20 protein-coding genes are annotated in these 20,625 nt (G+C 70.4%); 13 read left to right on the forward strand and 7 right to left on the reverse strand.

Going from position 1 to position 20,625, the window contains the following annotated elements; translation table 11 throughout:
- Nucleotides 1-8: 8 nt before the first annotated feature.
- The gene (locus OG194_RS03025; protein WP_327399246.1) at nucleotides 9-1,037 is read right to left on the reverse strand and encodes a zinc-binding dehydrogenase; all 1,029 of its coding nucleotides are present in this window, start codon (nucleotides 1,035-1,037) and stop codon (nucleotides 9-11) included.
- A 48-nt stretch (nucleotides 1,038-1,085) separates the two neighbouring features.
- The gene (locus OG194_RS03030) at nucleotides 1,086-2,063 is read right to left on the reverse strand and encodes an aldo/keto reductase (RefSeq protein WP_327399247.1); all 978 of its coding nucleotides are present in this window, start codon (nucleotides 2,061-2,063) and stop codon (nucleotides 1,086-1,088) included.
- 218 nt (nucleotides 2,064-2,281) lie between these two features.
- Between OG194_RS03030 and OG194_RS03035 the strand changes: the two genes are divergently transcribed.
- From OG194_RS03035 to OG194_RS03045, 3 genes are all read left to right on the forward strand, one after another.
- Nucleotides 2,282-3,193: a helix-turn-helix transcriptional regulator gene (locus OG194_RS03035; protein ID WP_327399248.1), complete on the forward strand. Its 912-nt coding sequence runs from the start codon at nucleotides 2,282-2,284 to the stop codon at nucleotides 3,191-3,193.
- A gap of 335 nt (nucleotides 3,194-3,528) precedes the next feature.
- Nucleotides 3,529-4,362 carry a PIG-L family deacetylase gene (locus OG194_RS03040; protein ID WP_327399249.1) on the forward strand — a complete coding sequence of 278 codons (834 nt, stop codon included), beginning with the start codon at nucleotides 3,529-3,531 and terminating at the stop codon, nucleotides 4,360-4,362.
- 161 nt (nucleotides 4,363-4,523) lie between these two features.
- A complete protein-coding gene (locus OG194_RS03045; RefSeq protein WP_327399250.1) occupies nucleotides 4,524-4,994 on the forward strand; it encodes a TetR/AcrR family transcriptional regulator in 471 nt (156 codons plus the stop codon).
- Nucleotides 4,995-5,034: 40 nt separating this feature from the next.
- On the opposite strand, the gene OG194_RS03050 is transcribed toward OG194_RS03045, so the two are convergent.
- Complete coding sequence (locus OG194_RS03050) at nucleotides 5,035-6,054, reverse strand: LacI family DNA-binding transcriptional regulator (protein WP_327399251.1); 1,020 nt, start codon at nucleotides 6,052-6,054, stop codon at nucleotides 5,035-5,037.
- A 261-nt stretch (nucleotides 6,055-6,315) separates the two neighbouring features.
- Between OG194_RS03050 and OG194_RS03055 the strand changes: the two genes are divergently transcribed.
- The 6 genes from OG194_RS03055 to OG194_RS03080 all read left to right on the forward strand — a co-directional run bounded on the left by OG194_RS03055 (nucleotide 6,316) and on the right by OG194_RS03080 (nucleotide 13,908).
- Complete coding sequence (locus OG194_RS03055; RefSeq protein WP_327399252.1) at nucleotides 6,316-8,277, forward strand: glycoside hydrolase family 127 protein; 1,962 nt, start codon at nucleotides 6,316-6,318, stop codon at nucleotides 8,275-8,277.
- A 60-nt stretch (nucleotides 8,278-8,337) separates the two neighbouring features.
- Nucleotides 8,338-9,585, forward strand: coding sequence for a sugar ABC transporter substrate-binding protein (locus OG194_RS03060; protein WP_327399253.1), 1,248 nt, complete (start codon nucleotides 8,338-8,340; stop codon nucleotides 9,583-9,585).
- 90 nt (nucleotides 9,586-9,675) lie between these two features.
- Nucleotides 9,676-10,659: a carbohydrate ABC transporter permease gene (locus tag OG194_RS03065; RefSeq protein WP_327399254.1), complete on the forward strand. Its 984-nt coding sequence runs from the start codon at nucleotides 9,676-9,678 to the stop codon at nucleotides 10,657-10,659.
- The gene (locus tag OG194_RS03070; protein ID WP_327399255.1) at nucleotides 10,656-11,477 is read left to right on the forward strand and encodes a carbohydrate ABC transporter permease; all 822 of its coding nucleotides are present in this window, start codon (nucleotides 10,656-10,658) and stop codon (nucleotides 11,475-11,477) included. The genes OG194_RS03065 and OG194_RS03070 overlap by 4 nt, the downstream gene beginning before the upstream one ends.
- 138 nt (nucleotides 11,478-11,615) lie before the next feature.
- Entirely contained in the window at nucleotides 11,616-13,385 is a 1,770-nt protein-coding gene (locus OG194_RS03075; RefSeq protein WP_327399256.1) for an RICIN domain-containing protein, read from the forward strand.
- A 139-nt stretch (nucleotides 13,386-13,524) separates the two neighbouring features.
- Nucleotides 13,525-13,908, forward strand: coding sequence for a BlaI/MecI/CopY family transcriptional regulator (locus tag OG194_RS03080; protein WP_327399257.1), 384 nt, complete (start codon nucleotides 13,525-13,527; stop codon nucleotides 13,906-13,908).
- Between the two features lie 114 nt (nucleotides 13,909-14,022).
- Here the strand turns inward: OG194_RS03080 and OG194_RS03085 are convergent, their stop codons facing one another.
- Nucleotides 14,023-14,802 (reverse strand): LysR family substrate-binding domain-containing protein, encoded by a 780-nt coding sequence (locus OG194_RS03085; RefSeq protein ID WP_327399258.1) that lies wholly within the window; start codon nucleotides 14,800-14,802, stop codon nucleotides 14,023-14,025.
- 58 nt (nucleotides 14,803-14,860) lie between these two features.
- Between OG194_RS03085 and OG194_RS03090 the strand changes: the two genes are divergently transcribed.
- Together OG194_RS03090 and OG194_RS03095 are read left to right on the forward strand one after the other, a co-directional pair.
- On the forward strand, nucleotides 14,861-15,253 hold the full coding sequence (locus OG194_RS03090; RefSeq protein ID WP_327399259.1) for a DUF5997 family protein: 393 nt from the start codon (nucleotides 14,861-14,863) through the stop codon (nucleotides 15,251-15,253).
- Nucleotides 15,254-15,282: 29 nt separating this feature from the next.
- The gene (locus OG194_RS03095) at nucleotides 15,283-16,056 is read left to right on the forward strand and encodes a GntR family transcriptional regulator (protein ID WP_327399260.1); all 774 of its coding nucleotides are present in this window, start codon (nucleotides 15,283-15,285) and stop codon (nucleotides 16,054-16,056) included.
- Nucleotides 16,057-16,058: 2 nt separating this feature from the next.
- Here OG194_RS03095 and tmpA read toward each other — a convergent pair whose 3' ends face one another.
- The gene (tmpA, locus tag OG194_RS03100; RefSeq protein ID WP_327399261.1) at nucleotides 16,059-17,693 is read right to left on the reverse strand and encodes a 2-trimethylaminoethylphosphonate dioxygenase; all 1,635 of its coding nucleotides are present in this window, start codon (nucleotides 17,691-17,693) and stop codon (nucleotides 16,059-16,061) included.
- 113 nt (nucleotides 17,694-17,806) lie between these two features.
- Nucleotides 17,807-18,391, reverse strand: coding sequence for a TetR/AcrR family transcriptional regulator (locus tag OG194_RS03105; RefSeq protein WP_327399262.1), 585 nt, complete (start codon nucleotides 18,389-18,391; stop codon nucleotides 17,807-17,809).
- A 152-nt stretch (nucleotides 18,392-18,543) separates the two neighbouring features.
- Here OG194_RS03105 and OG194_RS03110 point away from each other — a divergent pair, with 152 nt between their 5' ends.
- Nucleotides 18,544-19,419: an LLM class flavin-dependent oxidoreductase gene (locus tag OG194_RS03110; RefSeq protein ID WP_327399263.1), complete on the forward strand. Its 876-nt coding sequence runs from the start codon at nucleotides 18,544-18,546 to the stop codon at nucleotides 19,417-19,419.
- Between the two features lie 14 nt (nucleotides 19,420-19,433).
- Here OG194_RS03110 and OG194_RS03115 read toward each other — a convergent pair whose 3' ends face one another.
- Nucleotides 19,434-19,829 (reverse strand): YybH family protein, encoded by a 396-nt coding sequence (locus tag OG194_RS03115; RefSeq protein ID WP_327399264.1) that lies wholly within the window; start codon nucleotides 19,827-19,829, stop codon nucleotides 19,434-19,436.
- 114 nt (nucleotides 19,830-19,943) lie between these two features.
- Here OG194_RS03115 and OG194_RS03120 point away from each other — a divergent pair, with 114 nt between their 5' ends.
- The gene (locus OG194_RS03120) at nucleotides 19,944-20,624 is read left to right on the forward strand and encodes a nucleoside/nucleotide kinase family protein (RefSeq protein WP_327399265.1); all 681 of its coding nucleotides are present in this window, start codon (nucleotides 19,944-19,946) and stop codon (nucleotides 20,622-20,624) included.
- Nucleotide 20,625 lies beyond the last annotated feature (1 nt).

The following is a 20,625-nucleotide window of genomic DNA, read 5'->3' on the forward strand; positions in this document are numbered from 1 at the left end:
CTGCTGGGTCAGGGGGTGATGAGTCCCTTGAGGACCCGGCGGTCGGCCATGGCCCGATAGGCGTCGGGTGTCCCGTCGACGGTGAAGGTCTGGTCGAAGACGCGGCCGGGGGCGATCGTGCCGTCGAGGACGTCCGGCAGCAGCTGCTCGATGTAGGCGCGTGCGGGGCTCGCACCGCCGGTCAGAGTGATGTTGCGCATGAACTCGGCCCGGCCGAGCGGCCCCAGTTCGTACTGGGGCGCTCCCAGGCGGCTGATGGTGCCGCCGTCCCGGACCGCGCCGAGGGCGGTGTCGAGTGCCTGGCGGGTGCCGACGGCCTCGATGACCTTGTCCACGCCGCCGGTCAGCTCGCGGATGCGGGCGATGCCTTCCTCGCGCCGCTCGGCGACCACGTCGGTGGCGCCGAAGTCGCGGCCCAGGTCGGTGCGGGCCTCGTGGCGGCCGGCGAGCACGATCCGTTCGGCCCCGAGCCGCCTCGCGGCGATCACCGCGCACAGGCCGACCGCGCCGTCACCGACGACCAGCACCGCGTCGCCGCGGCCGACGCCCGCGGTGACGGCGCCGTGGTGGCCGGTGGTCATCACGTCCGACAGCGCCAGCAGTGACGGCAGCAGCGCGGAGTCGGCGGCCACCGGCAGCTTCACCAGCGTGCCGTCCGCGTACGGGACGCGGACGGCCTCGCCCTGCCCGCCGTCGACACCGTCGAATCCGTAGCGGCCGCCGTTGCGGCACGAGATGTGCAGGCCCTTGGCGCAGTAGTCGCAGGTGTTGTCGCTGTAGGTGAACGGGGCGACGACCAGGTCGCCCGTCTTCAGACCGGTCACGTCCGTGCCGGTCTCCTCGACGACGCCGAGGAACTCGTGTCCCATGGGACGCCCGGTGTCGGTGGCGGGCATCGCCTGGTAGGGCCACAGGTCGCTGCCGCACACACAGGCGGCGACGACCCGCACCACGGCGTCGGCGGGCTTCACGATCTTCGGGTCGGGCCGGTCCTCGACACGGACGTCTCCGGCTCCGTACATCACGGCTGCGCGCATGAGAGGCACTACTCCAAACGGGGAATGCGGGGGGGGCGGTGCGGAAGGTCAGCGTTCGAGCAGGCGCGCCTGGGCCTCGGTGTGGGTGTCACCGGCGGCGGGCGGCAGACTGCTCAGCCGGTCGAGCCGGTCGGCGGTCAGGGTGACGGCGTCGGCGGCGGTGTTCTCCTCGACCCGGGTGACGCGCTTGGTGCCGGGGATCGGGGCGATGTCGTCGCCCTGGGCGAGCAGCCAGGCCAGGGCGACCTGCGCGGGCGTGGCGCCGACCTCGTCGGCCAGGGCCTTGACCTCGTCGGCGAGCGCCAGGTTGCGCCGGAAGTTCTCGCCCGTGAAGCGCGGGTTGTCGCGCCTGAAGTCGTCCTTGTCGAACTGGTCGAGGGAGCGCACCGTGCCCGTGAGGAAGCCGCGGCCGAGCGGGGAGAACGGCACCAGGCCGATGTTCAGCTCCCGCAGCACGGGCAGGACGCGCTCCTCGATCCCGCGGGTCCACAGCGAGTACTCGGACTGCACCGCGGTGACCGGCTGGACGGCGTGCGCGCGCCGGATGGTGTCCGGGCCGGCCTCCGAGAGACCGAAGGCGCGCACCTTGCCCTCGGCGATCAGCTCACCGACCGCGCCGGCGGTCTCCTCGATCGGCGTGTTCGGGTCGACCCGGTGCTGGTAGTACAGGTCGATGTGGTCGGTGCCCAGCCTCTTCAGGGAGCCCTCGACGGCGGTACGGATGTTCGCCGGGCTGGAGTCCACGTTCCAGGTACCTTCTCCGCCGTGGGAGACCATGCCGAACTTGGTGGCCAGCACCATCTGGTCCCGGCGCCCCTTCAGCGCCCGACCGATCAACTCCTCGTTGGTGTACGGGCCGTAGATCTCGGCGGTGTCGATGAGCGTGACGCCCAGCTCCAGCGCGCGGTGCACGGTCCTGATCGACTCGGCATCGTCGGTGCCGGAGCCGGAGTAGGCGTGGGACATTCCCATCGCGCCCAGGCCGATCCGGGAAACCTCCAGGTCACGCAGTTTGATGTAACGCATGTCGTCCTCTCCGCGTCGTGGCGCCGCCCGGTGCCTTCACTCCCGCCCTGCCCGGCGACTCGTGTCTGTCGGGCCCCCGGCGGGATCCGGGGCGTCGGTGTCTTGCCCCTTCAGCTTCGCCCGGACGGGGCCCCCGTGGCAGGGCGGGATCTTCGGGGGTAGTGACAGGACCCCCCTCCCACCGGCTCACCGGAACGGGTGCGGGTGAGACTGGAGTCATGCCATCCGAGAGCGCGCACAGCGAGGGCGCCGAGCTGGGCCGCTATCTGCGCGCCCGCCGCACCCAGACCAGCCCCGCACACGTCGGCCTCACGGTCGGCGCCGGCATCCGGCGCACCCCCGGCCTGCGCCGCGAGGAGCTGGCCACCCTCTCCGGCATCAGCATCGACTACTACGTACGGCTCGAACGCGGCAAGGAGACCCGCCCCAGCCCCGCCGTCCTCGACGCGCTCGCCCGCGCCCTGCACATGGACGACCAGGAGCACCAGCACCTGCGCGAGCTCGCCGCCCGCGCGGCCCGCTACGCCCCCGAACCGCCGCCCGCGCCCAGCCGTACCGTGCGCCCCCATCTCAAGCTGCTGATCGAATCCCTGCGCCCGAACCCGGCGTTGGTCATGAGCCGCAGCACGGACGTGCTGGCCTGGAACCCCGGCGGTCTGGCCCTGTACGCGGGCCTGGAGGAGTGGCCGGCCAAGCACCGCAACCTCGCCCGCTATCTCTTCCTGCACCCAGCGGCCCGTGACCTGTTCGCCGACAACTGGGACCGGCAGATCACCGGCTGCGTCGCGCGCCTGCGCGCCATCGCCGGCACCGCCCCGGACGCACCCGACCTCACCAATCTCGTCGGCGAACTGCTGCTGAAAAGCCCCGACTTCGCCGGGCTGTGGGAGCGCTACGAGGTGACCGGACGCAAGCCCGTGCAGAAGACGTTCCACCACCCCCAGGTCGGCACCCTCACCCTCACCTCGCAGTCCCTGCACATCGAAGGCACCCCCGGCCAGCGCATCACCGTCTACACCGCGGAACCCGGCAGCTCCGACCACGACGCCCTGCTCCTGCTCGACATGACCGCGCCCCGGCCCACCGGACATCCTGTCCCCGCCCCCAAAGCCACCGGCCAGCGGCCGTAGGCGGCCTGCGCCCCGGCCCGCTCCCTCGGGCGGCCGGGATCGTTGTCGAAAACCCCGGTCGGATGTCGGAGGACGACTTCCGGCGTGGCGCCAGGACATGCGGGGCGTGCCTGTACCTTGATCGCGTCGAAACGCCGACGTCCGGAGTGCCGAACGGTCACGCCGGGAACAGCCGGTCCATCCGCCACGGTTGCACCCGTCGAGGGACCGGCGCCGCACGGGCGGGGAACACGGAGACCACAAGGTCGTCCGCCCCACCGGGTTCCGGGCCCCGGGATCGCGGTACGCCCGCCGCGCACTCGAACCACGACGTATTTCCGCAGGAGGACTTTTTCATGACTGACCGGCCCTTGACGCTCATGGCTGTGCACGCCCACCCCGACGACGAAGCCACCAGCACCGGAGGGGTCCTCGCGCGGTATGCGGCGGAAGGCATCCGCACGGTGCTCGTGACGTGTACCGACGGCAGTTGCGGTGACGGACCGGGGGGTGTCAAGCCGGGCGATCCCGGCCACGACCCGGCTGCGGTCACCGTCATGCGCCGTCAGGAACTCGAAGCGAGCTGTGACGTCCTGAAGATCAGCGATCTGGAGACGCTGGACTACGCCGACTCCGGAATGATGGGCTGGCCGAGCAACGACGCCCCCGGATCCTTCTGGCAGACCCCCGTGCGGGAAGGCGCGGCCCGGCTCGCCGACCTCATGCGGCACTACCGACCCGATGTGGTCGTCACCTACGACGAGAACGGCTTCTACGGCCACCCCGACCACATCCAGGCCCACCGCATCACGATGGCGGCGGTGGAGATGAGCGGGCTGACACCGAAGGTGTACTGGACGACGATGCCCCGCTCGGGGATGCGGCGGTTCGGCGAGATCATGCGCGAGTTCCATCCGGAGATGCCGGAGCCGGACCCCGCCGAGGCCGCCGAGATGGCCAAGATGGGCCTCCCCGACGACGAGATCACCACCTGGGTGGACACCACCGCGTTCAGCGGCCAGAAGTTCGACTCGCTGGCCGCGCACGCCAGTCAGGGCGACAACATCTTCTTCCTCAAGCTGGGCAAGGAGAGGTTCGGCGAGCTGATGGGCGTCGAGACCTTCGTCCGCGTCCAGGACACCACCGACGCGGCCCTACCCGAGAACGACCTCTTCGCCGGACTGCGCTGACCCACCCGGCCGCGATCGAGGGCGTCACACCCCGGGAGGCTTGTCCGCGCGGGTTCCGCTCCGGCGGCTCGCGTCCCGGGGGCGTCCGTCGTCTGCCCCACGGCCTCTCGGTCCTGCGCTGAACACCGCCGCGACGCGAACGGGGAGTCGACCCATGCGCAGTGACACTCAGCGGGCGCAACCGCAGGCAACTCATCAAGGACGCCGCGGAGTTGTTCGAGAACTCACCAACTCCCGTCAGCCTGACCGAGATCGCCAAGCGCGCCGAGGCGGCCTACCTGCACTTCTCCCCCGTCCAGGACGTCCTGCACGCCTTCCGCGCCCAAGTCGGCTCAGAACTACGGAACTTCAGCGCGGAGCAGACCACCCGGGGCATGCAGCACCTCGAAACGGTGTCCCGTCACCAGGTATCGCTCGTCCTCGAACACGGCACCGCCATGGCCCAGACGCGCTCGCACCGCGGTTACCTGGAGCGGCTGCGCGAGAACACCGGCCACCTCGCTCCCCAGGCGGAGTCGCTCACCGAACCCCTCCGCCGGACCACCGAGGACGAGACGGCGTCCCGCCTCGTGGCCACACTGCGCGGCGCCCTCAGCGGCTGGTCCACGGCACCTGCGCGCAAGTACGACTGACGTCCGGAACTGCTCGCAGGATCCCAACTCGCCAAAGAACTCAGGTGGATTCGCGAACGACGAGTCGGCAGGGAACGCTGTGCAGTCCGCGCGCCGGCTCGGAGTCGATGGCGTCCAGCAGCAGGAGGGCGGCCCGGCGGCCGACCTCCGAGAGGTCCATGTCGATGGTGGTGAGGGGTGGACGGGAGGCCAGGGCCATGACGTCCCAGTTGTCGTACCCCACGATCGACACGCTGCCGGGGACGTCCAGGCCGTTCTCGCGCAGCGCGTCGGCGACGCCTCTGGCGATCTGGTCGTTGCCGCAGAAGAAGGCGTCCGTGTCCGGTGAGGTGCGCAGGACCGCTTCGGCGGCGCGGCGGCCCCACGCCTCGCTCCACTCCCCGAAGTGGACCCGGCCGGTGGCGAGTTCCATGGCGGAGTGCTTGAACTGGTCGAGGGTGTGTCGGGCGCGGTCACGGGCCGCCGCGTGGTGGGCCGGGCCGGTGATGTGCGCGATCCGGGTGCGGCCGGTGGCCAGCAGGTGCTCGATGGCCAGGTGGGCTCCGCTCCGGTCGTCGGACACGACGGAGATGTCGTCCGGGTCGGTGGACGGCGAGAGCGCGTAGACCGTCGGGATCGGCTCGATGCCTTTCAGCGGCGGGCGCGGGTCCGTCCTTCGGCCGGTCACGATGATGCCGTCCACCCGGCGGTCCATGAGGTTGCGCAGGTGGTGCTGCTCGCGGATGGCGTCGCCGCGAGTGTCGCACAGCAGCACAGAGATCTTTCCGGCGCCGAGCGCGTCCTCGGCCCCGAGCAGGACGGGCGTGCTGAAGCGGCCGATCCCGTCCGTCGTCATCAGCCCGACGGTCCAGCTGCGGCCGGTGTGCAGGCTCTGCGCCTGCTGATTGGGCCGGAAGCCGAGCTCCTCGACGGCGTCCAGGACCCGCTGCCGGGTCTCCGGGCGCATGCTCCCGCTGCCGTTCAGCGCCTTTGAGGCCGTCCCGACACTGACACCGGCCAGCTTGGCCACGTCGGCGAGCTTCGCCCGCCCGGTGGGCGGAAGACTTGGAACGGCGGTCACGCGCAACCCTTTTCCTAGAGGACGTCGACTGCTGCATCCTGACACCGTTCGCGGCAGCTGGCCAGCCCCGACCAGGCGAAGAGAATGTTCGCGCAGACCTCTTGACGCGCACTCGGTCCCGTTCCTACCTTTCCCGGCAGAAAAACGTTTTCCTAAACGGGTTCGAGAGACGGAGCAACGCCCGTCCGACCTCAGGGACGCCCTGACGCACGTCGCACGCCGGGTCCCCGTCCCGCTTCCCGCCTACCTCTCCGGAGAGCCATGCCCCGCCCACGTTCCACCGCGCTTTCCTCCTCGGCCCCGGCCCCGTCCGAACAGGCAGCCACGTCCACCGGACCGGTCCGCCCCGGACCGGGCGCCAAGGCCGCACTCGCGCCCGCCGCGGTCGAGGTGCGCGCCGGCTTCTGGAGCACCTGCCGCGAGGTGAACGCGCGTGTATCGCTCCCGCAGGGCCCCGGACTGCTGGAGTCGGCGGGGAATCTGCACAACCTGCGGCTGGCGGCGGGCACGGTCGAGGGCGAGTTCCGGGGCGCGTACCCGTTCGTGGACACGGACGTCTACAAGTGGCTGGAGGCCGCCGCTTGGCAGCTCGCCCAACAGCCCGACGCAGAGCTGGAGTTGGAGGTCGACCGGATCATCGCCCTGGTCGCCGCCGCGCAGCAGCCCGACGGCTACCTGAACACGTGGTTCCAACTGGTCAAGGGGGGCGAGCGGTACAAGGACCTGCGCTGGGGCCACGAGTTGTACTGCGCCGGCCATCTCATCCAGGCGGCGGTCGCCCACCACCGGGCCACCGGCCGGCCCCAACTCCTGGATGTGGCCCGCAGGTTCGCCGACCATATCGACTCCGTGTTCGGCCCGCCCGGCAGCGGCAAGGAGATCGACGGCATCGACGGCCACCCCGAGGTGGAAACAGCCCTGGTGGAGCTGTACCGGGAGACCGGCGAGCGCCGCTACCTCGATCTGGCCGGCTACTTCGTCGACCGTTTCGGCCACGGCCTGCTGGGCGGCGAGGCGTACTGCCAGGACCGGGTACCGCTGCGCGAGGCGGACACCGTGGAGGGCCACGCCGTACGGCAGTTGTACCTGCTGGCCGCCGCGGCCGATCTGGCGGCCGAGACCGGTGACGCCGAACTCCGGGCAGCGGGCGAGCGGTTGTGGCAGGCGATGACCGCCACCAAGACCCACCTCACCGGCGGCCTCGGCGCGCACCACGACGAGGAGGACTTCGGCGACCCGTACGAACTGCCCAACGAGCGTGCCTACTGCGAGACCTGCGCCGCCATCGCCTCGGTCCAGTGGAGCTGGCGCCTGGCCCTGCTCACCGGCGAGGCCCGCTACTCCGACCTGATCGAGCGCACCCTGTACAACGGCTTCCTGGCCGGAGTCTCGCTCGACGGCGAGCGCTGGCTGTACGTCAACCCGCTCCAGGTCCGCGACGGCCACACCGACCCCGGTGGCGACCAGTCGGCTCGCCGCACCCGCTGGTTCCGCTGCGCCTGCTGCCCGCCGAACGTGATGCGACTGCTGGCCTCGCTGGAGCACTACCTCGCGTCCGGCGACGAACAGGGCCTACAGATCCACCAGTTCATCACCGGCCGCTACTCCTACGGCGGGATGTCCGTCCGCGCCGAGACCGACTACCCCTGGCACGGCACCATCGCCCTCACCGTCGAGGACACCCCCGACCGGCCGTGGACCCTGTCCCTGCGCGTCCCGCAGTGGTGCCGTGAATTCCGGGTGCGCGTCGGGGAGTTGTCGTACGACCAGACGGACGCGCCGGTCGAGGACGGGTGGCTGCGCCTCGAACGGACCTGGGCGCGGGGCGACTCGGTCGTCCTGGAGCTGGTGCTCGAACCCCGGCTGACCGCCGCCGACCCGCGGGTGGACGCCGTGCGCGGCTGTGCGGCGATCGAGCGCGGGCCGCTCGTGTACTGCCTGGAGCAAGTGGACGTCCCCGGCGGCGGCCTGGACGACATCGTTCTCGACACCGCACGCCCGCTCGCCGTGAAGCACCGCCCGGATCTGCTCGGCGGGGTCACCACCGTCGTCGCGGCCGGATACCGCAGGCGCCTTGCGGACGACGGGAGTTGGTGGCCGTACCGGGCCCCGGCACCCGACGCCGCTCCGACCGGCGATCCGGTCGAGCTCACCGCGATCCCCTACTACGCGTGGGCCAACCGCCGGGACGGCGCCATGCGCGTCTGGCTGCCCACCTCCTGAACCCGCCGCCTCCACCCTCTGCCTCCCTCCTACGAGCCGCACCAAGACAACGAGGTCACCGTGAGAAACACCCGCCGCATCCTCCTCACCGCCATAGCCGCCGTCGGCGCGCTCACCTCTGTCGCCGCCTGCGGGGGCGGTTCCGACTCCTCCGCGTCCGGTTCCGGGAAGGCCGGCGGGACGTACAACTTCTGGGACCCGTACCCGCAGTTCGACGCCTCCTCGGCGTGGGGCAAGCTCGTCACCAAGTGCGGCACGGACGCCGGGGTCAAGGTCAAGCGCACCAGCATGGACACCACGGACCTCGGAAACAAGGCGCTGCTCGCCGCCCAGCAGGGCAACGCCCCCGATGTGATGCTGGTGGACAATCCGGTCGTCTCCACGCTCGTGGAGGCGGGGATCCTCAACAAGACGAGCGACCTCGGCCTCGACACGTCGTCGATCCAGAAGAACATCCTCGGCGCGGGCGTCATCGACAACGCCTCCTACGGTGTACCGATCGGCGCCAACACCCTCGCGCTCTACTACAACAAGAAGATCCTGACCGCGGCCCACGTGGACCCCGCGTCCGTCAAGGACTGGGCCTCGCTCACGGCGGCCCTGAAGAAGGTCAAGTCCGCGGGCAAGAAGGGGATCACGTTCTCCGCGATCAACACGGAGGAGGGCAGCTTCCAGTTCCTGCCGTGGTTCTGGGGCGCGGGCGGCGACCTCACCAAGCTCGACTCGGACAAGGGCGTCGCCGCGCTGTCGCTGTGGAAGCAGTGGGTCGACGGCGGATACGCGCCGAAGGACGTGCTCCAGAACACCCAGACCACCAGCTGGCAGGAGTTCGCCACCGGCGACTACGCGTTCAGCGAGAACGGCACCTGGCAGCTCGGCAACGCGGACAAGGCCGATTTCCCGTACGGCGTCCTCAACATCCCCGGGGAGAACGGCGGTTCGGCGCCGGTGCCGACCGGCGGCGAGTTCGTCACCGTCCCGGTGCAGAAGGACACCTCCCGCTACGACGTCAGCAAGAAGATCGTCACCTGCCTGACCAACTCGACGAACCTGCTGACCACCGACACGACCCTGACGTACGTGGCACCCACCGCCCAGGTGCAGGCCCAACAGGTGAAGCAGAAGCCCGAGTTGAAGCCGTGGGTCGGCGCGGTGGCCGCGGCGCGCGGCCGTACCAGCGGCGGTCTGGGCACCAAGTACCCGACGATCTCCCAGCCGTTGTGGACCGCCGTGCAGAACACCCTGTCGGGCGGCAAGAGCCCGCAGGCGGCCCTCGACGCCGCCCAGACGGCCGCGAGCAAGGGCTGACACCGGCCTCCGCGCATCTCCGGAGACCGCATCGCCACCGCCGGGACACCACCGCCGGCCCGGACACGCCACCCGCATCCAGGAGTACCCATGACCATCGCCCGCGTCGACCGCGACTCGCGGCGGTCCCCGGCCGGGTCCCGGGCGACCGGCACCGGACAACGGACGAACACGTCGAACCTCCGGCGCCGACAACGTCGTAGGAGCCGGCTCACCGCGCTGGCCTTCATCGCCCCGCTGCTCGTCTACCTCGCCGCCTTCTACCTCTATCCGCTCTACCGCAACCTCGACCTGAGCCTGCGCGACTACACCGTCCGGTCGTTCGTGCAGGGTGACGCGCCCTTCGCCGGCCTCGACAACTTCAGGACCGTCCTGGACGACCCCACGTTCGGCCCCGCGATGCGCCACACCCTGGTCTTCACCTTCGCGTCGATCGCGTTCCAGTACGTGGCCGGGCTCGCCCTCGCGGTCTTCTTCAACCGGCACTTCCGGCTGGCCGGGACCCTGCGCGCCCTGTTCCTGATCCCCTGGCTGCTGCCGCTGATCGTGTCGGCGTCGACCTGGTCGTGGATGTTCAACAGCGAGTCCGGTGTCATCGACTACGCCCTGCACTTCGTGGGCGTGTCCCCGGTGGACTGGCTCAACTCGCCGGACTGGGCGCTGACTTCGGTCGTCATCGCGAACATCTGGATCGGCATCCCGTTCAACCTCGTCATCCTCTACAGCGGGCTCCAGAACATCCCCGCGGAGCTGTACGAGGCCGCGTCCCTGGACGGCGCCGGCGTCTGGCAGCAGTTCCGCCGCATCACCTTCCCGCTCCTGCGTCCGGTGTCGGCGATCACTCTGCTCCTCGGACTCGTCTACACGCTCAAGGTGTTCGACCTGATCTGGATCATGACCAAGGGCGGTCCGGGCGACGCGTCGTCCACCCTCGCGACCTGGTCGTACCAGCTCGGCTTCGGCACACTGCTGCCGAAGTTCGGCCCCGGCGCCGCCGTCGGCACCATCCTCATCCTCATCGCGCTCGTCTTCGGCCTGCTGTACATCCGCGTCCAGAGGAGGCAGGAAGCGTGAAGTCCCGTACGGGAAGGCGTCGTTACACCGTCATCGGCGTCCTGCTGACCGCGCTGATGCTGTTCCCGGTGTACTGGATGATCAACGTGTCCCTCACCCCGCAGCAGGACATGCGCAAGACCCCGCCCGACCTGCTGCCCCTGCACCCCACCTTCGAGGGCTACCGGGCCGTCCTGAACGACCAGTTGCCCTACCTCGGCACCAGCCTCCTCATCGGCCTGGGCACGGTCGCCCTCACCCTGGTCCTCGCCGCCCCGGCCGGCTTCGCCCTGGCCAGACTGCGCCCCCTGGGCGGCGGAACCCTCGGACTCGCCCTGCTGGTAGCCCAGATGATCCCCGGCATCGTCATGGCGATGGGCTTCTACGGCATCTTCCTCGACCTCGGCCTGCTCAACTCCTGGTGGGGACTGATCGTCGCGGACTCCACCATCGCCGTGCCGTTCGGCGTGATGATCTTCACCGCCTTCATGTCGGGCATCCCCGGCGAACTCATCTCCGCGGCCCGCATCGACGGCGCCGGCACCTGGCGCACCTTCCGGTCCGTCGTGCTGCCGGTCAGTCGCAACGCGGTGGTCACCGTGTCGCTCTTCAGCTTCCTGTGGGCCTGGTCCGACTTCGTCTTCGCCAACACCCTTGATGGCGGCGGCACTTGGCGGCCGATCACCCTCGGCATCTACAAGTACATCGGAAACAACAACCAGGAGTGGAACGCGATCATGGCCACCGCCGTCGTCGCGTCGATCCCGGCGGCCGTCCTCCTGGTCCTCGCCCAGCGCTATGTGGCCGCGGGCGTGACCGCCGGCGCGGTCAAGGACTGATCCACGGTGCAGGCCGCCTCGGGCCCACCGGTCGGGCGGGCCCGCGCTCCGCCGTGGCCCCGTTCGCCCGTCACGCAGAACCGACACCCGTCACCAAGCACTCGGCAAGTCCCCCTCCCTTCCTCAGGAGAGCCGCTGATGTCATACCTGAGCCACCATCACCGCCCCAGAGCGCCCCTCGGCCGCGTCGGCGCCGCCGTCATGGCCACCGCCCTGGCCACCACCGCCCTCGTCCTGACGGGCACCCCCGCCCAGGCCACCCCCACGTCGGCCACCACCTTGGTCGTCAACGCCGCGCAGACCCTGCGGTCCGTCACGCACGTCGGCACGGGCAGCCTCTACGGCCTCGCCAGTGCGAGCACCCCCGGCAACAGCCTCGTACAGGCTCTGAAGCCCAACACGTTCGTCCAGATGGCGCCCGGCGGCAGCCAACTCCCCAACGGAGAGCCCGCGCCCGCGGGTGACGCCCTGGTCGTCACCCCGAAGGCCGCGGCCGCGGGGGCCGAGGTCGTCGTACGGATGCCGGACTGGTATCCGAACTTCCCCTACCAGTGGGTGAGTTGGAGCAACTGGCTCTCGGCGGTCGACCAGCAGGTAGCCGCGGTGAAGTCCTCCGGCGCCACCAACATCGGCGCGTACGAGCTGTGGAACGAGCCGGACTGGACCTGGGACACCACCAACGCCGGCGCCTTCGACGCGGGTTGGGCCCGTACGTTCAAAGAGGTCCGCGCCAAGGACACCACAACCCCGATCCAGGGTCCGAGCCACTCGGTGTGGAACCAGTCCTGGATGACCACGTTCCTCACCGACGCCAAGGCCAGCGGCACGGTCCCCGACGTCATCGCCTGGCACGAACTCCAGGGCAGCTCCGGCATCGCCGCCCATGTCGCGGCCTACCGCTCGCTGGAGAGCAGCCTCGGCATCAGCCCGCGCCCGATCGACATCGAGGAGTACGGCACGCCCACGGAAATGGGCAACTCGGGTGCCCTCATCGGCTACGCCGCCAAGTTCGAGCGCGCGGGCGTCCGCGACGCCGAGCTGGCCTTCTGGAACCACTACGGCACCCTCGGCGACACCCTGACCGACACCGGCGGCTCGCCCAACGGCTCCTACTGGACGTACAAGTGGTACGGCGACATGTCCGGGAACATGCTCACCACCACACCGCCCGCGCAGACCGGCATCGACGGTCTCGCCTCCCTCAACAGCGCGGGCAACCAGATCAGCGTCATCGCCGGCGGCTGCACCGGCTCCTGCGCCGTCACGGTCAACGGGCTCTCGTCCCTGTCGGCCTACGGCAGTACGGTCCACGTCAAGCTGGAGTACAGCCCCGACACGGGCCGCACCACCGCTTCCCCGGGCCCGATCACCGTCTCCGACGCGGACTACGCCGTCTCGAACGGCTCGATCACCGTGCCGGTCACGATGAACGCCGCCGACGGCTACCACCTGACGATCACCCCCAGCGGCACCTCGACATCCCTGGCCGGCCGCTACCAGATCACCAACAAGAACAGCGGCCTCGCCCTGGACACCCTCAACGCGGCCACCGCGCAAGGCACTTCGGTCGTCCAGGCCACGTCCACCACCGGCACCGACCAGAACTGGACCCTCGTGGCCGCGGGCCAGGGCCTCTACAAGATCGTCAACCAGAAGAGCGGCCTGCTGCTGGGCATCACCAGCGCGCGCACCGGCAACGGCGGCACCGCCCTGATCTGGGGCGACAACGGCACCGCCGACCACCTCTGGCAGATCATCCCGGCCCGCAACGGCTACGCCAAGATCGCCAACTACAACAGCGGCCTCCTGCTCGGAGTCGACCAGATGAGCACCACCTCCGGCGCCCAGGTCCTGCAATGGTCGGACAACGGCACCGCCGACCACCTGTGGAAACTCACCTCACGCTGAGGCAACCGCCAAGGGTCCCGCGTTGGCCGTCCACGGCGAGCGCGGGAAGGCCCTCACCAACCGACACATATCGCCGAAGAGCCTGGTCAGAGCCCCAACGCCAGGCACGTTACGCCCTACACGCTGTAAGGTGAGCGCCATGGCTGGCAGAGACCCGCAGGTCCGGGCGGCGCGGCGCAGCGCCGGTGAGCTGGAGAGCGAGGTCCTCGCCTCGTTGTGGGCGACCGACCGCCCCCTGACACCGGCCGAGATCCAGGCCGGAATCGACGGCCCGCTCGCCTACAACACCGTGCACACGATCCTCAAGCGGCTCTACGACAAGGGGCTCGTCCTGCGTGACGCGGACGGGCGGCGCGGTGCGTACCGGCCGGCGAAGAACGCGGCCGAGTTGACCGCCGAGGCGATGCACGAGGCGCTGGACCGGGGTCCGGATCCGATCGGCGCGCTCCAGCAGTTCGTGAGCGGACTGAGCCCCGAGGAGGAGAGGGCGCTGCGCGATCTCCTGGCCGGGGGCGCAGGGTGAGGCGGCTCGGCGAGGCACGGCCGGCGGCCCGTGAGGCAGGTCGTGCTGGAGCCGCGTCTCGTGGTGCGGGGTTCGACGGCTGAGTCAGCCTGAGCGGACCTCGTCGACCATCACTCAGCGGCCGCGGGGCTTGCCGCGCTTGGTTCCCTTGGTGCCACCGGAGGAGCCGCGAGGGTTCTTGCCGGTGTTTCCGGTCCTGCCGGTCGCCTTGCCTGCCGCGGGCTTGCGGCGCGCGGGGGTTTCGGTGCGCTTCGCCTTCGTCTTCGGCTGAGGAGGTGTCGGAGTGCGGCCCCGCGTGCTGTTGACCGTGCGACCGCGGACGATGCCGATGAACTCCTCGACCAGTTCCGTGGTCGCGTCCTCGGGCCAGGAGAGGGCGACGTCCGACTGGGGAGCGTCGACGACGGTCCGGTAGGTGAGGTCCTTGCGGTGGTGCAGCCGGGCCAGGGACTGGGGGACGTACAGGATGCCGATGCCGGACGCCACGTGTTCGACGGCATCCTCGGTGGTCGCGGGACGCTCGAACGCGGCCTCCCCCGGCGGCTGTTCCCAGTCGAGGACGTCGTCGAGGGGGTGGAGGACCACCTCGTCGGCGAGTTCGTCGAGGGACACCTCTTCGGCCGCCGTCACGACATGGTCCTTCGGGGCCACGACCACGGTCGCCTCGGTGTAGAGGGCGATCGCGCTGAAGACCTCACGGTCGACCGGCAGTCGTACGAGTCCGGCGTCGGCCTCACCGCGCCGCAGCACATCGGCCGCCTCGGCGGCCGGGACCGGTACGAGGACGAGGGGGACGTCGGGCAGGCGCTCGTTCCAGATCCGCACCCACTTGGCGGGCGTCACCCCGGGGACGTACGCGAGCCGGAACGTGGGGGATGCTTCCGAGCCTGTCACCCCGCAAGGTTACCCGCCGTGGTCGGAGGTCTCGAACGCGGTCGATACTCTTGACGGTATGAAGTCGCACCAGACCGCCCAGACCATGAAGCCCGCCACGGCGGCGAAGAAGCTGGGTGTGTACCTAGAGGCCACCCCCGCCGAGTTCCAGAAGGCCGAGGTCTCCCGCGCCGAACTGAACGAGTTGCAGGCCAACCCGCCCGAGTGGCTGCGCGAGCTGCGCGCCAACGGCCCGCACCCGCGCCCGGTCGTCGCGGCCAGGCTCGGCGTCTCCATCGCCGGTCTCGCGCGCGGCGGGGTCACCGAGCCCCTCACCACCGAGCAGATCGAGGCGCTGAAGGAGGACGGCCCCGAGTGGCTGGAGAAGGAGCGCGCCACCCAGGCCGAGGTCCGCAAGGAAGCCGAGCGGATCAAGAACAAGAAGGACGCCGAGAACGCCGACAACGACTGACGGCCTCGGCACCCAGGGAGACGCGCACGGTGACGGACGGCCCGGCCGGCACGGGAAAACCCCCGGCGATGTACCGCAAGGTCGCGGCCGACCTCGGCCGTGAGATCGGTGAGGGCCGCTACGGCTCGGGCGGTCGGCTGCCCACCGAGGGCGAACTCGCCGAGCGGTACGGCGTCTCCCGGGGCACGGTCCGCCAGGCGATGGCCCTTCTGCGCACCGAGGGCCTGATCGCCTCGCGGCGCGGCACCCGCCGGGTCGTGATCGGCTCGCCCCGCCCGCAGAGCTTCGGCGAACTCCTCAGCTTCACCCGCTGGGCCCGCTCCACGGGCGAGGAACCGGGCGGCCGGACCGTCACCGTGGAGACCCGCCCCGCCGACGCGACCGAGCGGGACCACCTGCGCCTGCCGGCCGGGGCGGAGATCTACGAGGTACGGCGGCTGCGCACCCTCTCGGGACGACCCGTGATGATCGAGCGAACCGTATACCCGTCCGCCGTGGGCGAGTTGATCGCCGAGCTGCCGCCCGACACCGTGTCGCACACCGTGGCGCTGGAGGAGTCGGGCGTGCTGATCGCGGACGCCCAGCACACGATCGACCTGTGCCGGGCCGACGAGGAGGACGCCCGGTTGCTCGGCTGCCGACCCGGCGACCCGCTCCTCCGCGAGCGCCGGTGCAGTACGGATCCGGCGGGCACACCGGTCGAATGGTCCGAGGACCGGTACCTTCCGGACACCGTGGCCTTCACGGTCCACAGCTCGGCCGCCGCCGGCTCACTGGCCCGCCGCCCGGCCGACGACGCCTGACCTCAGGTGCTCCGCAGCAAGGCCGTGAGCAGCGGCCGGAAGTGCGTGAAGTCCGGGGTAGGCGCCTCGGGGTCCTTGCCCTCGTCGTCCCAGCGGCGCACCGCGACCCCGTCGGCCGCGTAGGGATTCGCCTCGTACGCGGAGACCTCAGCCGGAGACATCGGACCACCCTGCACCTCCAGCGTGTACACCGAGGCCTGGGAGAGCCGGCCGAAGTACCCCGGCTCGACCGCGCACAGATACCGCTTGGCCGCCACGTGCAGCCGGATCGGCTCGGTGACCTCGGGACCGAACCACTCGGCCAGCCGGTCCGCCCCGGTGTGGCTGTGCCGGTTGTCGGTGCCCTCCATCAACTCCTCGCCGGTGACCGGCCCGTGGAAGTGCCCGAGGTCGTGCAGCAACGCGGCGGCGACCAACGCGTCGGGCGCACCGGCCTCCTCCGCACGCGCCGCCGCCTGGAGCATGTGCTGCGCCATCGTGACCTCCTCCCCCAGGTAGGCGCTCGCACCCTCGCCCGCGAAGAGTTCGGCCAGCTCGTCCACGAACTCCGCGCCCGCTGCGGCCCGTTCACGACGCAGTACCGCCAACGTGCCGGCAAGGGCGTCGATGTCGGCGTAGGCGCCCTGGAGGTGACGGGCACCGCTCTCCTCGAAGGCGGTCCGCGCGTGCAGCAGCCGTACGTTGTCGAAGATCAGGCAGTCGCCGGGCAACAGCCTGAATTCCAGCTGGAGTTCGGGGCGCAGGGTGATCTCGGCGAAGGTGCGGTAGGCCCGGTAGAAGGCCTCCAGTTCGGCCGCGGGCAGCAACAGGGTGCCGATGGAACGGTTGTTGAAGCGCACTTCGCGGATCCGGCCCCGGCCGTCCACATCGATCAACGGCCGGTCGGCGGCCAACTCGGTCTGCGCGTCGCTGAATTGGAAAGGCACCGGCGTGCGCGTCAGTACGGCGAACGCCTCCGGGTCCTCGGCACGCAGCAGCGCGGCGGCCTTGAATCCGTCCACCAGTCCGGAGTCACCGCCGACTGCCGCGTTCGACAGACAGTGCAGGAGCTGGAGGGTGGGCACCGGGTCGCGGTACGGGTTGTCGGTGTGCGGGGTGATCCGGGCGCCGGTGAAGGCGAGGTTGTTGGGGTCAGGTTCGACCCGTACGTCGAAGAGCCGCCCGTAGTTGGTCTCACGGACATACCCGAAGGTCTCCGCGACCTCCAGGACCTGCCCCTCGCGACACGGCACATCACGCAGCAACGCGAACCCGAGCCCGAGAACCGACTCCAGCACCCGCGCCTTGACCACCGGGTCGCCCAAATACTCCGCCCAACTCGTCTCGGGGAGACGACCGTTCAGGTCGGCGACGGCCCACAGGGTCTTGCCGTTCTCACCACGCCGGTCCCCTGAACCGTCTCCGGCGGCGGGTCGGTTGGCGGTCAGCCACTGCGCGGAGTACGCGGAACGGTGCCCGTCGGGCGCCCAGTCGACCTCGACACCGTCGACGGTCCGCCGCACGGCGTCCAACGCGAGGCCGGTGGGCAGTTCGGTGATCTGGAACAGCTTCTGCCCGTTGCGCGGGTCGCGACACCGGGGGCAGGGGCAGTTGTCCCGAAGCCAGGTGAGCGGCAGATCTTCTACGGACTGCGACATCTCCATCACTCTCTCGCCAAGTTGTATAGCCAACTTTTTCGACAGAGTGAACGTCTCAGCACCGGATGAGCAAGAGGTGGCGCGCCGGTCACCTGCACATGAACGAGCCGGGATCAGCGCCGCAGGCCCGCGATGAGGACATCGACCAGCCGGAGCGCGTCATAACGGTCGTCACCCTCCGCCCCGGCACAGAGGTTACCGACCCCGCGCATGATCTCGTAGGCGGTCAGGTCGGACCGGACTTCACCGGCGGCGACGGCCGCGTCGAACAACTCGGCACACACGGGCAACAGGCGGTCCAGGAAGTAGCCGTGCAGCGCCTCGAAACCGGCGGTGTCGGACCGCAGCACCGCGGCGAGTCCGTGCTTGGTCACCAGGAAGTCGACAAACAGATTGATCCACTCACGCAGTGCGGCGTACGGCGTGACACCGCTCGCCAGCAGCGCCGGACCGGCTTCGGCGCAGGCCTCGACCTGGTGGCGGTAGACGGCGATGACGAGATCCGCGCGCGTCGGGAAGTGCCGGTAGATCGTGCCGAGTCCGACGCCGGCCTCGCGCGCGATGTCACGTACCGGGGCATCGACACCGGACGCGACAAAGACCTTGGCGGCGGCGTCGAGGAGGGTCTCCTTGTTACGCCGCGCGTCGGCCCGCTTGGACTGGACCGCGCCGCCCGCTTCCGCCTCGTTGTCGCCCACCGCGCAGTTCCTCCACCACTAGAACTTGATAAACGGAACGCCGTTCCGTATCGTTTTCCGGAACACAGTTCCGCTTGCCTATGATGCCAGAGCGGCAGCCGGACGGCCAAGCCACGCCTGCCACCACGCGCTACCGAAGGGCGGAAGGCGCCATGCCCCGCACATCCCGAACCAGCTTCGGAATCATGACCGCCCCCATGCAGGTCAAGTACCCCGACCTCCTCCGTGTCTGGCAGGAAGCCGACACCGTCCCGGCGATCGAGCACGCCTGGCTGTTCGACCACCTCATGCCGATCGGCGGCGACCCGGGCGGCCCGGCCTTCGAGGGCTGGACCCTGCTCTCCGCCCTCGCCGCGCAGACCCGGCGACTCCGCCTCGGCGTGATGGTGACGAGCAACCGCTTCCGGCCGCCCGCGATGCTGGCGAAGATCGCGACGACCGTCGACATCGTCTCCGGCGGACGGCTGGACTTCGGCATCGGCGTCGGCTCACGCCCGGATCATCCACTGGCCCGGCGGGAGTACGAGGCGCACGGCCTCCCCTTCCACGACTCCGCACACGCCGTGGCGAGCCTCGCCGAGGCCTGCACGGTGATCCGGCGGCTGTGGACCGAGGAGAAACCGTTCGACTTCCACGGCACCCACCACCACCTCACCGGAGCGTTCGGCAGCCCCAAGCCCGTCCAGCGCCCCCACCCGCCGATCCTCATCGGCGGCCGCTCGGCCGCGACGCTGCGCGTGGTCGCCGAGCACGCCGACCTGTGGAACATCCCCGGCGGCGACATAGAGGACGCCACGAACCGCAGCGCACTCCTCGACCGCTACTGCGCCGAGATCGGCCGCGACCCCGCCACGATCACCCGCTCCATCCACCTCTCCGTCTCCTACGACCGTCCCGAGGCCACCCGAGCGGCGATCCGCGAGGCGCTCGACGCGGGCTTCCACCACATCGTCCTCGGACTCCCCGCGCCCTACCCCGCCGGCGCAGCACGCTGGGTCGCCGACGAGTTGATCGGGAAATCGACCTGAGCGCCCAGCCGGCCTCAGTCGTGCGGGAACGAGTGGTGTTCGTGCGCGACCAGCCACCGGCCCCGCTCCTTGCGCAGGCCGAACGTGAGCCGTAGCCGCAGGGTGGGGTGTTCGGCGAACTCCTCGGGGGTGCCGCACCGGAGCAGGGCATGGGCGTAGGCGACGTCCGTGCCGGCCGTGATGTCGAGGGAGTCGATGTCGAAGCAGGCGCCCTGGGCCTGCCAGTCGAAGAACGGCGGCCAGGTGGCGCGGTAGGCGGCGAGGCCGTGGATGCCGGCGTGCGGCGGCGGGACGTCGTACATGACGAGGTCCTCGGCGTGGTCCGCCATGACACGGTCGAGGTCGCCGCGGTGGACGGCCTCGGCCCAGCCCGTGATGAGCGTGCGGATCTGTGTCGCGTCGTCGGTCATGGACGGCTCCTGTTCCTGTCCCCCACTCCATGGTCTCTCTACTCGGTCGACTCCCCGATCTTCCGCACATCATCGCCCCGGCCGGGCAACCGAGACGGATGGCACACTCTCCGTGTGCCGCTGACTTTCGACGACCTCCTCACCCGTGCCACCGCCCTCGCCGTCCCCGGCCGACGTGCCGTCCTCGGGATCGCCGGCAGCCCGGGCGCGGGCAAGACGACCCTCGCCGAGCGCCTGGTGCGGACGCTGAACGGGCGCAGCGCAGAACCATGGGTCGCGCACGTCCCCATGGACGGCTTCCACCTCGCCGACGTCGAACTGGACCGCCTCGGCCGCCGCGCCCGCAAGGGCGCGCCCGACACCTTCGACGCGGCCGGTTACGCGGCGCTGCTGCGGCGGCTGCGCGAGGAGACCGACGAGGTCGTGTACGCGCCGGGCTTCGAGCGGGTGCTGGAACAGCCCATCGCCGGTGCGATCCCGGTGTTGCCCACCGCGCGGCTGGTGGTGACGGAGGGCAACTACCTTCTGTTGGAGGCGGGTTCATGGGCGCGGGTACGGCCGTGCCTGGACGAGGTGTGGTTCTGCGAGGTCGACGAGGACGAGCGCGTCCGCCGACTCGTCGCCCGGCACGAGGAGTTCGGCAAGGACCACGAGACCGCGGTGGCCTGGGTGTCGGGCACCGATCAGCGCAACGCCGATCTGGTGGCGGCGACCCGGGACCGGGCGGACCTGGTCGTGCGAGTCGGTGCACTGCCCGCGCCGGAGCATAACTCGGCGGCGCGGGCAGGCAGTTGAG

The organism is Streptomyces sp. NBC_01288 (genome assembly GCF_035982055.1).
Classification (GTDB): Bacteria; Actinomycetota; Actinomycetes; order Streptomycetales; family Streptomycetaceae; genus Streptomyces.